This is a genomic window from Asaccharospora irregularis DSM 2635 (assembly GCF_900129815.1).
In the GTDB taxonomy this organism is placed as follows: Bacteria; Bacillota; Clostridia; order Peptostreptococcales; family Peptostreptococcaceae; genus Asaccharospora; species Asaccharospora irregularis.
In genome coordinates, this window is record NZ_FQWX01000011.1 from 42,141 (window position 1) to 57,634 (window position 15,494).

At 29.2% G+C, this 15,494-nt stretch carries 13 protein-coding genes and 1 other annotated feature; of the genes, 5 read left to right on the forward strand and 8 right to left on the reverse strand.

What is annotated here, in order from left to right; translation table 11 throughout:
- Positions 1-13: 13 nt before the first annotated feature.
- On the forward strand, positions 14-574 hold the full coding sequence (locus tag BUB34_RS06345) for a DUF3867 domain-containing protein (protein ID WP_073125547.1): 561 nt from the start codon (positions 14-16) through the stop codon (positions 572-574).
- 84 nt (positions 575-658) lie between these two features.
- On the opposite strand, the gene BUB34_RS06350 is transcribed toward BUB34_RS06345, so the two are convergent.
- Positions 659-2,053 (reverse strand): YjiH family protein, encoded by a 1,395-nt coding sequence (locus BUB34_RS06350; protein WP_073125550.1) that lies wholly within the window; start codon positions 2,051-2,053, stop codon positions 659-661.
- A 147-nt stretch (positions 2,054-2,200) separates the two neighbouring features.
- Positions 2,201-2,406 (reverse strand) — a binding site (T-box leader).
- A gap of 28 nt (positions 2,407-2,434) precedes the next feature.
- Positions 2,435-3,175, reverse strand: a complete 741-nt coding sequence (locus BUB34_RS06355; RefSeq protein ID WP_073125553.1) for a glycerophosphodiester phosphodiesterase — start codon at positions 3,173-3,175, stop codon at positions 2,435-2,437.
- Positions 3,176-3,310: 135 nt separating this feature from the next.
- Here BUB34_RS06355 and BUB34_RS06360 point away from each other — a divergent pair, with 135 nt between their 5' ends.
- A complete protein-coding gene (locus BUB34_RS06360) occupies positions 3,311-4,132 on the forward strand; it encodes an SEL1-like repeat protein (RefSeq protein WP_073125555.1) in 822 nt (273 codons plus the stop codon).
- A 95-nt stretch (positions 4,133-4,227) separates the two neighbouring features.
- Here BUB34_RS06360 and BUB34_RS06365 read toward each other — a convergent pair whose 3' ends face one another.
- On the reverse strand, positions 4,228-6,141 hold the full coding sequence (locus BUB34_RS06365; protein ID WP_073125558.1) for an ABC-F family ATP-binding cassette domain-containing protein: 1,914 nt from the start codon (positions 6,139-6,141) through the stop codon (positions 4,228-4,230).
- Positions 6,142-6,188: 47 nt separating this feature from the next.
- Complete coding sequence (locus BUB34_RS06370; RefSeq protein WP_073125562.1) at positions 6,189-6,905, reverse strand: M15 family metallopeptidase; 717 nt, start codon at positions 6,903-6,905, stop codon at positions 6,189-6,191.
- A gap of 258 nt (positions 6,906-7,163) precedes the next feature.
- On the opposite strand from BUB34_RS06370, the gene BUB34_RS06375 reads away from it, so the two are divergent.
- Positions 7,164-8,096, forward strand: a complete 933-nt coding sequence (locus BUB34_RS06375) for a CobW family GTP-binding protein (RefSeq protein ID WP_073125565.1) — start codon at positions 7,164-7,166, stop codon at positions 8,094-8,096.
- Between the two features lie 353 nt (positions 8,097-8,449).
- On the opposite strand, the gene BUB34_RS06380 is transcribed toward BUB34_RS06375, so the two are convergent.
- Both BUB34_RS06380 and BUB34_RS06385 read right to left on the reverse strand, forming a co-directional pair.
- Positions 8,450-9,904 carry an aminotransferase-like domain-containing protein gene (locus tag BUB34_RS06380; protein WP_073125568.1) on the reverse strand — a complete coding sequence of 485 codons (1,455 nt, stop codon included), beginning with the start codon at positions 9,902-9,904 and terminating at the stop codon, positions 8,450-8,452.
- A gap of 24 nt (positions 9,905-9,928) precedes the next feature.
- Positions 9,929-10,828 (reverse strand): D-alanine--D-alanine ligase, encoded by a 900-nt coding sequence (locus tag BUB34_RS06385; RefSeq protein ID WP_073125571.1) that lies wholly within the window; start codon positions 10,826-10,828, stop codon positions 9,929-9,931.
- 329 nt (positions 10,829-11,157) lie between these two features.
- Here BUB34_RS06385 and BUB34_RS06390 point away from each other — a divergent pair, with 329 nt between their 5' ends.
- Together BUB34_RS06390 and BUB34_RS06395 are read left to right on the forward strand one after the other, a co-directional pair.
- The gene (locus BUB34_RS06390) at positions 11,158-12,393 is read left to right on the forward strand and encodes a competence/damage-inducible protein A (RefSeq protein ID WP_073125574.1); all 1,236 of its coding nucleotides are present in this window, start codon (positions 11,158-11,160) and stop codon (positions 12,391-12,393) included.
- A gap of 15 nt (positions 12,394-12,408) precedes the next feature.
- Complete coding sequence (locus BUB34_RS06395; RefSeq protein WP_073125577.1) at positions 12,409-13,191, forward strand: Cof-type HAD-IIB family hydrolase; 783 nt, start codon at positions 12,409-12,411, stop codon at positions 13,189-13,191.
- A 112-nt stretch (positions 13,192-13,303) separates the two neighbouring features.
- Here BUB34_RS06395 and BUB34_RS06400 read toward each other — a convergent pair whose 3' ends face one another.
- Both BUB34_RS06400 and BUB34_RS06405 read right to left on the reverse strand, forming a co-directional pair.
- Positions 13,304-13,888 carry a zinc dependent phospholipase C family protein gene (locus BUB34_RS06400; protein WP_073125581.1) on the reverse strand — a complete coding sequence of 195 codons (585 nt, stop codon included), beginning with the start codon at positions 13,886-13,888 and terminating at the stop codon, positions 13,304-13,306.
- A 120-nt stretch (positions 13,889-14,008) separates the two neighbouring features.
- Positions 14,009-15,409 carry a sigma-54 interaction domain-containing protein gene (locus tag BUB34_RS06405; RefSeq protein WP_073125584.1) on the reverse strand — a complete coding sequence of 467 codons (1,401 nt, stop codon included), beginning with the start codon at positions 15,407-15,409 and terminating at the stop codon, positions 14,009-14,011.
- Positions 15,410-15,494 lie beyond the last annotated feature (85 nt).

Consider the following 15,494-nt stretch of genomic DNA (forward strand, 5'->3'; position numbering starts at 1 on the left):
AGGAGGAACATATATGTCTGATGATAGAATAATCGATTTCAATGAATTAAAGAACAAAGTTAAAGATACTGATGTAGATAAGTTTGAACAATATATATATAACTTATACTTCTCTGTTATGGATGGAAGTATGACGATGGCTGAATTCTCAAGAAAAATTATTGAGTATATGAAAGATAACAATATATCTCAGGAAAAATTTATGAAGATACAACAAAAATTTATGGAGAGATATGGTGTAGATACTAAAGAAGTAGAAAAACAACTTAAGGGCTTTGGAATTGACCCCAAGACAGTTGGGGTGGGAGATGTGGAAAAGCTATCTAAAAGTACTGAGTTTTATGAAAAGTATGGATCTAAAATACAGCCTAAAAACTGTATACAAACATTTATAAAAAATGAATCTAATGATATAAAAATAATAATTGATGAGGACAAGGTAATTCTTTGCAGTGATAAGAAGATAAACCTTATGGACTCGGAGTTAAATGAATTTTTACTAGCATACAAGAATATGTTTGACAAAAAAATAAAAGTAGAAATGTGTGAAACATTTACAAAGTATGAATATTAACTTTGATTTAGAATAGAAATCACCTACTGATCTATAAGTTTTTAATAAACAATAATTTCAGTAGGTGATTTTTAAATTTAAAATTTACTTAAAAATTAGTTTAGCAATTATAGTTATAATAGGTAGTGCTATTATAGTACGAGTTAAAAAGATTAAGAATAAATCTTTTAAGTTAAGTGGTATATCGGATTTTAATATAACAGCACCTGTCTCAGTTAAATAAAGTAATTGAGTTATAGATAAAACACCTATTATAAACTTAGTCACTTCGCTTATGTTATTACCTGAGACCATTATTGATGGCAAGAACATATCTGTAAATCCAACAAGTACAGCTGGTGCAGCCTCAGCTGCGTTTGGTATATTCAAAATGTTTAATAAAAATACAACTGGTATAGATATTATATCAAAGAACGGAGTAAATTCTGCAACTATCAGAGCTAAAGTACCCCAGGCCATAACTAAAGGTAAAAGTCCTAAATACATATCTACTACGGTTTTACATCCGTTTATAATTATTTCTTTTATAGATGGAGCAGTGCTAGCTCTATCAATAGCTCTGTTTAGACCGAATTTAAAAATATTAACTCCATCGGGTACAATTTCTTCTTTTAAATGCTCTACATCATTGTAAGTATTATCTTTAAATTTTTTTAGAGGATAGATACGTGGCATTATTAATGCGCAAGCAAGAGAAGCTATGCACACTGTAGCGTAAAAAGGAACAAACATAGGCATAAAGCCAAGTTGATCTGCTATAACAGTTGAAAATGGTAAAGATACTAACGAGAAGCAAACAGATATAATAGAAGCTTCTTTGGCTGTATAAAATCCTTGTTTATACTGAGTGTTAGTAATCATAATTCCAAGAGTTCCATCACCTAACCAAGAGGTAACTGCATCTATTGCAGAACGTCCAGGTACTTTAAATAATTTATACATAGATTTAGAAACAAGGGTCCCGAATAAATCCATAAGTCCGAAATCTGTAATAAATGGAAGTAAAAAACCTGAAACTAAAAATATTGCAAGTAAACTAGGTAAAATAGACAACATAGTCTGACCAGTTATATCAGATATTATAAATTGTGGTCCAATTTGTAGTACAGTCATAACTATAAACACTGCACCTAAAATTCTAAAGCATAACCAAAATAGTGAAACGTTTAATAAATTGTTTAAGAATTCATTTTTCACCTTTACAACCTTGCTAAATACAGACAATATAGCTGATAGTGAAATAACTACTAGTGCTATATTATTGAGTTGGTTTTTACCTACTACCTTAACTAGCTCAGCTAAAAATCCTATACCTATATTAAAAGGAGATAGCCCCTCTAGGTTAATTAATTTTCCATAAGGTAGAGGAATGATAAATAAAATTAGTCCTAATATTGATGGTATCAAGAATTTAAATAAGTTTTTGTTATCTTTTTTTGGTTCGTTTGTTTTAATATCGTATATGACATTAGTTTGCATGATATAATCCTCCTAATAAATTTTTAAAAAATAAAATAAAGTCGAAATTTTCAAATTATTATAATTGCAAGATTAGCCTAATTTAGATATAATCTATTAATAGATTTTTTTTCCAGACAATTAAAAAAGTCCCTTGGTCTAATAAGACCAAGAGACGAAAAATCCGCGTTACCACTCTAGTTGATAGGAAAAACCTATCCTCTCAAACCCTTAAGGCGGGAAACCTATTGCCATACTTAGTTTCAAGCAACATTCTCAAAAGCTCTTTTCGATTAAATTTCATTGCCAAGCTTCCACCGTCCTTGGCTCTCTATAAACTACATTTAACTTACTCTCTTCGTCAAAGAATTTAAAATATTATATTGTAAATATAATATTAATTTAATTTTCATAAAAAGTCAATATATTTTTTAAAACATTACAAGCTATATCAGGGTAATTTGTAAAAATCCCATCAACTCCGAGTTCTATATTTTTATATATATCCTCGACATCATCAACTGTATAAACGTTTATATACATGTTTTCTTTGTGACACAAATCCACCAATTCTTTGTCTAGTAAATGTAGTGGAGGATGAAGGGAAGAAGCATTTAGAGATTTAGCAAAATTAACCACTTGATCTAAATTATAGTAATACAGTAGACCTGTTTTTATGCAACTATCTATATTATTACAGTGCAGAATACTATTTGAATTAAAACTAGATAGTATTACTCTATCAGAAATGTTATATTTATTTATTATATTAATGACATCTTGTTCAATATTTTCATAACTTACTTTATCATTTTTTATCTCTATATTTAAAACAAAATTAGAGTCTAAAAATATCTCAATTACTTCTTCTAGGGTAGGTATTTTACATTCTGGGTTGTCTTTAAATCCATCTAGTCTACAATTAAAAGATTTAAGTTCATTTAGAGTTAAGTCTTTTACAAACCCTGAGCCATCAAAGGTTCTATCAACACTTTCATCGTGTATTACAACTATTTTATTATCTTTAGTTTTGTGGACATCAAGTTCAACTCCGTATATATCAAAATCGAGACTTTTTTTAAATGCTAGCAAAGTATTTTCAGGATATCTTGAGCTAAATCCTCTATGTGCAAAAACTTTCATAAAAAACCTCCAACATTAAATTAGAATAATTCTGGCTAATATATATATTACCATATATTTGATAAGGAACATAAATTAAATATAACAATAAGATATAGTATAGAAGAATATGAAATATAGTTTGGGGGAGAAACTATGGCTATTAATGATATATTTAGAGAGATGTTTAAAGAACAAAAAAGACTCAAGGAACTAGAGTTTCAAAAGGAAATAATAAAAAAAACACTAGAAAGCAAGGGGAGTATGCTAAGTGATTTTGAGGAAGGAATGAGTTTACTTGAGGACGAGAGATACTTAGAGGCATCAGAGTATTTATTTAGATGTGCACATGAGAATAATTCACAGGCTCAATATGAGATTGGAAGGCTCTTAAAAGATGGTTTAGGATTGCAAAAAGATATAAAAGAAGCTAAAAAATACTTAATGAAATCTTATAAAAATGGTTTTAAAAAATCGGGAGCTCTTCTGAGAGAGATAAGATATAATCAAAATAAAGAAATAAAAAAACAAGTTAATGTAGATTTTGAAACGGTAAATAGTGATTTGGGATACACTATAGATATGCCTAAAGACTGGGTAAGGTTAGACCCCAAAAATAAAAATTGTTTTGATACAGTAGCAATAGATAATTTCGATGGAGATGTTATATTTAATATAAAAATGCAGGTTTTTTTAATTGAGGTACCAGATAGCATGACTAGCTGTGTTTCTTTAGATAGAGTGGCCAACCATATGGGGTGCATAGAGTCTGTAGATTTTAACAATGGCCATTGTGATGGAAAACTCATTTGTGGAGAGGGTTTAGATGGAACTTGTAATTATATTTTTATGACCAAAGGAAAGAGAGGAGTCTACGATTTGAGAGTAATCGTGGATAAATATCTAGAGCCTATATACGAGGATATAATAGATCATATTATATATAGTTTTGATTTGTCAGAAGACAATAAGCTTTAAATCAATATATATAGAGTGTGCTATATGTAAACAAGAAAGTATTATTGCAAAGGGAATTTAATTTATTTTGCGATAATACTTTCTTAAAATTAATATTATTTATTGTTGGCTATTTCATCGGCCAGATTGTTTAGATATTCCCATCTTTCATATTTGTGTTCAAGCTCTTTTTCAAGACTTGCTTTTTCATCAAGAATTTCTTGGAGCTTAGTGAAATCTGTAGCATATTTAGAAGTACTTTCCTCAAGGGATTCTATACTTTGTTCTAATTTTTCAATATCACTATCTATAGTTTCAAATTCCCTTTGTTCATTGTAGGTAAATTTAAGTTTTTTCTCGCTTTTAGGTTTTTCTTTTTTTATAGTTTTATTTTCGCTTTTAGATTCAATTTCAGTATTTTCAAATTCTATTCCTTGTACTTCTCTATATATAAGGTAGTTTGTATAATTTCCAGTATATACATGTATTTTACCATTTCCTTCATAAGCAAATATCTTATTGCAAATTCTATCCAAGAAATATCTATCATGTGATACTGTAATTACTACACCACTAAATTCATCAAGGTAATCTTCGAGTATATTAAGTGTTTGTATATCTAAATCATTTGTAGGCTCATCAAGTAAAAGTACATTTGGAGCGGACATAAGAGTTCTTAATAGATGAAGTCTACGTCTTTCTCCTCCAGATAGTCTACCTATCAGAGTGTACTGCATAGTTCCATTAAATAAAAACCTCTCACACATTTGTGATGCTGTAATTTTAGTACCATCAGATGTTTCTATATAATCACTATCTTCTTTTACATAGTCAATTGCCCTCATATCTGGATCCATATGTGCATCATCTTGTGAAAAACAACCTAATTTTACTGTTTCGCCTATAGAGACATATCCCTTATCTGGATCTAACTTGCCGTTTATTATGTTAATAAGCGTAGATTTACCCATTCCATTTTTTCCTATTATACCTATTCTATCGTTACGGGCAACAGTATAATCTAAATTATCTATTATATTCTTATTTCCAAAGCTTTTTGATACATTATGAATTTCAATAATTTTATTACCAAGCCTACTTGAACCTACAGAGATTTCAATATTTTCATCTGAATTAAGGTTATCTTGACTTACCAATTCATCAAATCTTTGTAAACGAGCTTTTTGTTTTGTACTACGGGCCCTAGCACCACGTCTAACCCATGCTAGTTCTTTTCTGATTAGGTTTTGCCTTTTATCTTCTAGGCTAGCTTCTAAGGATAGTCTTTCTGATTTTCTTTCTAGAAAAGTAGAGTAGTTACCTTCATAACTAAATAATCTTCCTTTATCTAATTCAATAATCCTATTAGTAACACGGTCTAGAAAATATCTATCATGAGTTATCATTAGTAAAGAACCTTTTCTAGCATTTATGTATTCTTCTAACCAATCTATAGTATCATTATCTAGGTGATTGGTAGGCTCATCTAAAATCAACAATTCACAAGGAGTAATAAGAGCAGATGCCAAAGAAACCCTTTTTCTTTGTCCTCCTGAAAGTTCTCCTATTTTTTTATTGAAATCATTTATTCCTAGTTTTGTAAGAATAGATTTAGCTTCACTTTCTAAATCCCAAAGATTAAGTGTATCTATTTTTTCCTGTAAAGATAGTAGTTTTCTGTTAAGTTCATCACTGTAGTTAGAGTTCACTTCTTCTAGAACTTTTTGATACTGACTAATCAACTTCAATTCTTCAGAAGTACCGTTGAATACTTGGTCAAGTACTGTATCATCTTCGTTATATTCTGGATTTTGAGGAAGGTATTCAATTCTTATACCGTTAGTTTTTATAATATTGCCAGAGTCGTATTCTTCAACACCAGCTATAATTTTAAGAAGAGTAGATTTACCAGTTCCATTTACACCGATAAGGCCAATTTTTTCGCCATCGTTTATACCAAGAGATATATTTTCTATTAATTTTTTTTCTGAATAGCTTTTACTTATGTTTTCTAAAGTTAATAAATTCATATAATAATCACCTTTTACTTTAAATTATTTATTTTAAATTACATATTCTATTTTTCAAAGTGTTGATAGTCTGGGTTTTTCCAATGACCGCCCCAGCTCCAACCTCTTTTTATAAATGCATTGTAGCAAGCATCTCCTTCTATGACCATTCCACTTTCGTTGAGATTTCTATTTGCATATATAGAACCCTCAGTTGGATTTACGGTATTTCCAACAACATGAGGGTTTTGCAGAGGATTTATATCAACAGCACGTCCTTTACCATGATTTGATATTTTATTAGTTCCTGCAATAGTTCTATAACAAAAAGCTGAAGAATTGTTATCTGCCATAGAATCTTCATCAACTGCATTATACTCATCTATAAGTTTTATTTTTTCAATTGGATATTTATTTTCATATAACTCTCTAAAAATTTCAAGTAAATCACTAGAAACATTTTTATCTACTACAAGTTCGCCTACATGGGATTTTTTATCAAAACCAAAATAAGTTACTTTTAAATATTCTAGAGAATCAAAACTTATAGGTTCATTATAGGGCATTGAATTTCCTAACATTTTATTTTTTATCTCTTCTGGTATAGGAGAAGATATAAATATTGGTTCGCTAGTTTTAGTTTCATTAGCTTGATTTTCAAATTTTGTATCGTTTTTGCTGACCTCAGGTTCATTTTTATTAAAATTATTTAAGATTATATTGTACACAAAGTAGATTAAAACTACAGATAAAGTTATTGATGTGATTTTTTTCAATCTAGTCATATTACCCCCCCTTAAACAGAAAAATTATAACTATTTTTAGAAATTATAACAAACCATATACAATTTAATATCTATTATAAAAAACTATATATATTATAACCTAAAAAATGATCTAATTACTAACACTATTTAAAAGATAAAATTATAGTATGGAAATATATTACTTAAGTTGATGTGATAAAATATTAAGGATTAGACACAGTCTTTAAACTCTAGTAAAATAATTATTATATTAATTATTAGGGGAGTTGGAGCTTTATGGGTGTAAAGATTGATATTATCTCTGGATTTTTAGGAGTGGGGAAAACAACTTTTTTAAATAAGATATTATCTACTCAAACAGAAAAAACAGTAGTAATAGAAAATGAATTTGGAGATGTTGGAATTGACGCAAATGTACTACAGGGGGAAGTACCTGTTAGGGAAATTGCTTCAGGATGTATATGCTGCGGGCTTGTGGGAGAATTTCAAGACGCTATTGAGTCTATAGTAGAAAGCTTTAAACCGGAGTCGATTATAATAGAGCCATCAGGTATAGGTAGGCCGGGAGATATCATGAAAGTATGTGAAGTTTTGTCAAAAGACAAGAATATAGACCTAGAAGTGAGAAGAATAATTACAATAGTAGACGTATTAGGATTTGAAGATAGTATAGATAGTTTTGGATTTTTCTATAGAGAACAAATACAGAGTGCAAATATAATATTTTTAAGCTATTTAAGAGAAGTAGATAAACTTGAAAAAGATAGAATTATAAATATGATAAAAAAGGAAAATTCTAATGCAGTAATTATAGAAGATGACTGGTATGATTTTGATGGCAGACATCTAAAGGATATATTAGAACTAACAAATACTATAGATACTAAATGTTTAGAGAAAAAGAAGAGTTTAGATGTATTTTCAACAAATTATATATTTACATCTTTGTCATTGACTTACATAAATAGTATTGAAGAAAATAGATTAAAAGAGATTGTAAAGCAGTTAGATAGAGAAGAATTTGGTAAGGTATTAAGAGCTAAGGGAATTATAAAAATTTCTGATGGAGATTACATACATTTCAACTATACACCATATCATTTTGAATACCAAAAAACACTAGAAAAAGACTCGAAGGCAGTATTTATTGGGTGTAATTTAAATAAAGAAGAGCTTAAAAAAGCCTTTTCAAAAGGTATGTATAATTAAATAGATAGATAATATTTATTATAATTATCAATAATTGATCTATGGAAATAATGTATAGCTTTATAATCTGTTGCAGGGGGAGTTGGGAGTAAAATGTGTGAGAGGGGAAAAAGAGTAATTGATGACTTAAAGATAGAATACAAAGGTAGATTAATTAAGGGAAATAGAGACCTAGTATATAGATGGCATAAAAAGTATTGAAGACTTGGAAAACAAAGTAATTGTAGATTCATATGAAAATTATAAATCTGAAATTGAACTTGGCGAAGAAGAATAGATTCAGTAAAATAAAGGCTGAGAAATATAGTACTAAATATACTATATATCCCAGCCTTTTAAAATTAGTATTAAATTTAGATATCTTCCATTTGTTTTATAACAGAGCCTATTATATTTATTCCATTTTCGATAGATTCAGTTGATAGTCTAGAAAATCCTAATCTTAGAGTATCATAACCGCTTTCATCTACAAAAAATATATCTCCGGGCATGAATATAACACCTTTTTTATAACATTTTCTCAATAGTTCTCTAGAATCTATATTTTTTAGTTTTATAAAAATATGTAGCCCGCCATCGCCAAGTATATATTTATTGGGGATATATTTTTTTACACATTCATGGGCAAAATTAAATTTGTCTCCGTAGAACTTCCTGATTTTTTTTACATACTTATCGAAACCACCGTTACTTAGGTAATCATAAAGGATCCCTTGATCTAAAAATGATGAGTGTATATTTTTACATCTCTTAACGCTTTCTAATTTGTTTATTACATTTTTATCGGCAAGAATCCACCCTATCCTAATTCCAGGGAATAATATTTTAGAAAAGCTCCCTATATACAGTACACCATTATTTAAATTATCTAAAGAACAAATGGGAAATATATGAGAACTAGAGTAGAGAAGTTCTTCATTAAATCCATCTTCTATTACAGCAATATTGTTTTCTTTCATAAGATTATAAAATTTATATCTATCATCAGGGTCCATCACAATACCTGTAGGATTATGATAAGAGGGTGTTATATAAGAAAATTTTATTTTATTTTTATATAAATCTAATTTTTTCTTTAACATATTAAAATCTAATCCGTTTTCATTTATATCTACCCCTATAATGTTTATACCTTTAGCTCTCATTATTTTTATAGCAGTGTTGTGGGTTGGGTTTTCGCAGATAATATAATCACCTGGATTAATAAAAGATGACAATATAAGGTCAAACCCCTCAGTAAATCCGTTGGTAATTAGGATATCTTTATTACAAGTGTCTACACCCTTTTTATTCATATAGTTAAGCAGGTAGTCAATAAGGGGTTTGTATCCTTTTGCATATCCATAATTAAGGAGCTTATGACCTTCAATAGAAATCCTATTTAAAAATGATTTTTTTAGTTCATCTATATCAAAGAGTTCTCCATCAGGAGAAATACTTTTAAATGATATCACATCAGAACTCCATGGAATTTCATTTTTTACTATATCTAGTTTATTTGCAATTTTAGAGTAATTGTTTTCTGTACCGTCCCAATCAATATGCCATGGTGTAGATGAAATAGATTTTTTAGAGTTTACAAATGTACCTTTTCCGTTTACTGAATATATTAATCCATCTGATTTTAACTCTTCGTAGGCGAGTACTACCGAATTTCTACTGATGTTCAAAATGCGGCTAAGCTCCCTTGTAGAAGGGAGCTTGCTGTTATTTGGGACCAATCCTCTTGAAATCATGTCGCTTATATATTGTTTGATTTGTATATAAATGGGCTTACTTTTATCTAGCTCTATATTTGAAAATATCAATTTATCACCTCATATTTATAAATGTTAATTTAGTGAGTATTCTATTATTTTGTCTATTAGTTCGCTAAATTCCATTTTTTTTGCTAAAGCACTTCTTGGGATTAAGCTTGTTTGTGTCATACCTGGAAGTGTATTAAGTTCTAATACATAAGGAGTATTATTACTTATAATAATATCAATTCTTACATAAGCTTTGCAATTAAAAATATCCCAACATGTTTTAGATATTTGATTTATTTTATCTTGAAGTTCTTTTTCTAAATATACTACTTCTTCTATAGCTCCGTTAGTAGTTGAATATTTAGAGGTAAAATCAAAAAAATCTGAGTTTGATTTTATTGAGATAGTAGGGAAGACCTCTCCATTTAATACAAATGAAGTATATTCGCCTCCCGGTATATATTTTTCTATCATAGCAAACTCATCGACTTTTAAAACTTCACTAACCGCATTTTTTACTTCTTCTTTAGAGGATATAAGAAATGTTGCAACACTTGACCCGCCAGAGTTTGGTTTTATAAATACTGGATATCCTATATCATCGATTTTTTTATAGTTTATTTGATCTATAGATTTTACTACTGTCCAATCTGCGGTTGGTATGTTAGAGTCTCTTAGAAGTTTTTTAGTGATATTTTTATCCATGCACATACCACTTGAAAGTGGGCCACAACCAGAGTAAGGAATATCCATGGCTTCTAGTATTGATTGCACGCATCCATCTTCTCCAAATTTGCCGTGTAATGCAAGAAAGGCAAAATCTATATCTGGTGTTAGTTTTTTAAATATATCTTTTTTATCGTCAATAATCACTTTTACTACATCGTACTTTTCTTTATCTATAGAGCTGTATATTCCTTCTCCAGATTTTAGGGATATTTCTCTTTCAGATGAAATTCCACCCATCAAAATCGCTATCTTCATATTATCACTCCTATTTTTAAATTGTATATTTAAACAAGATTTATGTTTTAAAGTTTTATTGGCTGGATTTTTGATAATACTAAGGAGACAAAGGTTTAAAAACTTAGTAGTAATTAAAATCCTGATTAAATGGAGTACTATAAAAAGTCAGCCAATTTGAAGTATTTAAGGGAACTTCTATACTAACAATTATATTAATCATAAGAATTAATATAAAGTACCACTAATGCCCTAGTTTAAGTCAACAGTGGTTTTTTATATTAATAATTACAAAAATATTATATTAAATTCGATAAATGGTTTAAAATGGTATATAGAGGAGTGATAGAATGAGAGCAGAAATAATAACAGTAGGAACAGAAATATTACTAGGAGATATAGTAAACACAAATTCTAGATATTTAGCAAGAGAGTTAGCATTACTAGGTATAGAAGTTTACTACCAGGGTAGCGTTGGAGATAACGAAGACAGGCTTTTAGAGGCGTTTGGTGAGAGTTTAAAGAGAAGTGATTTAGTGATTACTACAGGAGGGCTAGGTCCCACTCTTGATGATATAACTAAAGAAGTTGCAGCAAAGTACTTTGGACAAAAAATGGAGCTCAATCAAAAATCATGGGATGAAATAAGAGAATTTATGAGTAAGTTGGATAAATCTCCAACTGAAAATAATAAAAGACAAGCATATTTCCCAAAAGAGGCCACTATACTTAAAAATAACAATGGAACAGCGCCTGGTGCAATTTTTAAAAAGGATAACAAGACTATAATAGTTTTACCTGGACCACCTAGAGAGATGGTCGCTATGTTTGAAGAAAGTGTAAGACCATACTTAGAAAATTTAACAGAAGATATTTTAGTATCAAAAACTTTGAGATTATATGGAATAGGCGAATCTAAATTGGAGACAGAGCTATTGGACGTAATAAAAGGGCAAACCAACCCAACTGTTGCGCCATACGCAAGTGATATGGAAGTAACACTTAGGATAACTGCAAAGGCGAAGAGTAGTGAAGAAGCTACAAAATTAATAGGGCCGATGGAAGAATCTATAAGAACTAGGGTAGGTAAGTATATATATGGAGAAGGAGATACTTCTTTAGATGAAGTCGTTTCAAAAATTCTCGTAGAAAAAAATTTAAAAATAGCAGTAGCTGAATCTTGTACTGGAGGGATGGTGTCAGCATCACTTATAAATTATCCAGGAATATCATCTGTATTTATGGAAGGGCTGATAACGTATTCAAATGAGGCTAAGATGGAAAGACTAGGAGTAAAAAAGGAAACCCTAGACAAATTTGGTGCAGTAAGTGAAGAAACAGCAATAGAGATGGCACAAGGAGTTTGTAAAAAATTTAATACCAATGTAGGTGTGTCTACAACAGGGGTAGCAGGACCTGGAGGAGGAACTGATGAAAAACCTGTTGGACTTGTATATATAGGAGTATGCATAAATGGAAAAACTAAGGTAAAAAAACTTAATCTGAGTGGAAATAGATTTAAAGTTAGACAGAGGGCAGCTAAGGAAGCGCTTAATGAGCTTAGAATACTCTTATTAGAATTATAGATAGGGGGTAAATTTATGATAAAACATATATTTTGTGATTTAGATGGAACTTTGTATGAAAATGGTATAAAAAAAGAAGATATTTTAGCTATTGAAAGAATAGAAAAACAAGATATTGTATTCCACGTTGCTACAGGTAGAGTATTTAAACAGGCTAATAATATTATAAAAAATAATCTAGATATGAACGGCTATTATATATGTGAAAATGGATCTTTTGTATATGATAAAGATGGAAATATGATTTTTAAGGAGACAATTTCCGATAACTTAGCAAAAAAAATTATAGCAAGATTTGAGTCTGATGATGCTAAAATTTACTTTAAACACGATGGAAAAATAATTTTATTAGATGATAAAAACAACCCATTTGTAAAATTTACTAAAGATTTTTTAGTGGATCCTGATTTTATAAAAAGAGAAAGTTTCGATAACTTAATAGGAAATATAGGTATTGCCTGTGAAAGTGAAGAAGAGTTAATTAGGATAGAATTATATTTAAAGAGCGAATTTAATGAGGTTGTAGATATATATTTTTCTAGTTCTACTACTTTAAATATAGTTCCAAAAGGAGCATCGAAAATAAATGCAATAAAGTTTGTATGCGATAGACTAGGAGCCAATTTAGAAGAAATAGCCACTATGGGAGATTCTCCTAATGATATATGTATGTTAGAAGGAGTAAAACACAGCTTTGCTATGTCAACAGCTAGGGAAGATGTTAGAGGTAGTGCAAACTACTTAGTGGACAATGTGAGTAGTGCTATAGATATAATAGAAAAAATAAACTGTAAGTAACATTAGAGATAAATTTAAAAATAGAATGACACTAAAAGTTTAATAGAAAAAGCAACAATAAAGGTATAGACAAAGAGGTTTAACTCTTAATCTATACCTTTTGATTTTAGTATTAAAAGCAGGCTGCGATCTTGTATGAGGCAACGGTATTAGACAGTATATTGTCTAGTATATAATTTGTGATGCTATTACATATATAAGTAGAAAATAGTAAATCGTTTTTGCAACTTAGCTCTTTTGTGTATTCATCAAACATATCCTTGAAAAATTTTTCTAGGCTAGTTCCTATATAATCACCTTTGAACTTATATAATTTTTCTTCTTTTGCAGCTGAGGCTAATTCACGTTCATAGATTACATGTTTACCCATGCTGTGTTTGAATTCCCAACGCTGGCTGTGCGCTACGCAGAAAAAATCGCACAAAAAATGACATATTACACCTAATTCCTGACTTAATTTGCTTATTGAAAAATATTTAGAAACATAGTCTAAAGTAAGACTACATAAATATTTTATTTTGTCTAAAATCATATCGAAAGATTCTTTCATATAATGTTTTTTTAGAACATACTTTGATACCGCATCTGGCTTTATATTTCCATATATAAAATTTTTTTCACTAATAAAAAATGATTTATTGCTATCTATACTATCTACAACAGATTTAGCTATTATAAAGTGAGTACCCATTAACATATTTGCACCTCGTAAAATTTAGATTAAACCAAAGTTATATTGGATAATTTCCGAATATTTGGAAACTAAGTATATATTATCAGTAAATATCTGGTTTTACAATATATAAATATTTACAAATTATATATTTTTAGTATATTTTCTTATTAACCTGTTAGCTTTAGACTGTGATATGTTAAGGTCTTTGGCCACTTTATAAGAACTTTTGAGTTTATTATAAGAATTGATGATTATATTCTTTTCACATTCTTCAATCATACAATCAAAACTTTTTTTGGAGTCTTGATTGTTACAACTTGTACTATCTGAGTTGGAAAAATTATTTTTGCTAGATTTAAGTAAGAACTTGGGTAAACTGTCAACATCAATATAGTTATTGTTGCAAGTAAGTATAATGTTTTGTATGATATTTTGAAGTTCTCTTATATTTCCAGGAAATTTATATTTTGATATCACATCTATTGCCTCTTTAGATAATGTTTTGTGCTCATTAAAATTTATACAGTATCTTTTAAAATAATATTTTATAAGTTCCACTAAATTTTCTTTACGATCCCTAAGAGGTGGTAGGTTTAATTCGATTACATTTAATCTATAATAAAGATCTTCCCTAAATGCCCTACTATTAACTTTATCTAGTAGGTTTACATTAGTAGCTGAAATTATTCTTATATCAACCTTTTTTTCTTTGAGACTTCCTACAGGGATAAAAGTTTTATCCTGGATTAACTGTAAAAACTTAGCTTGTAAATCTTTTGGTATGTCTCCTATCTCATCTAAAAACAATGTGCCTCCATCAGCCAACTCTATAAGACCGACTTTACCTTTGGAATTTGCACCTGTAAAGGCTCCTGATGTATATCCAAAAAGTTCTGATTCAAGCAAATGAGGAGAAATTGTATTGCAGTTTATAGTTATAAAAGGTCCATTAGATCTTTTGCTATTATAGTGTATGTGTCTTGCTAAAGAACTTTTTCCTGTACCAGATTCACCGAGTATAAGTATACTTACATTTGTTTTAGATACATTTTTTACTATATCAATAATAGGCTTCATTGCACTACCATTCATAATGACAGTATCTTCAATTTTTAAAGTTGTTCTATAAAGTGTTTCAACTTCAGATTTATATCTTTTGACCTGTTTTTTAGTGTCCTCTAGTGTATTTTTTATATTATTCAACTCAGTTATATCCCTGCAGTTTTCTACTACATACTCTAGGTTTCCAGAGGAATCAAATGTAGGTGTTGCAGTTATTATGAGTTTTTTACCAGCTAAAGTATCTTGTTCTAAAGAAACCTTACACTTAGTTTTTATAACTTCTGGTATAGGGCTTTTAGTTGCATACCCAGAGTCCATAAGAAATGATACATTTTTACCTATAATATCCTTTCTTTTAATACCGTAGTTTTGTTCAAATGATTTATTACAGTATATTATAGTGCCCTTATTGTCAGATACACAGATTTCATCATGAGATGCCTCAGAGATTTTTTTATAAAAATCCAAATCTTTAACCAATCAGACTCCCCCCCTTGTTTAATATGTAAATTCTTAAAAGTAAATATAAATAGAGTATTTAATTATAAATAATGATTGTACAAAT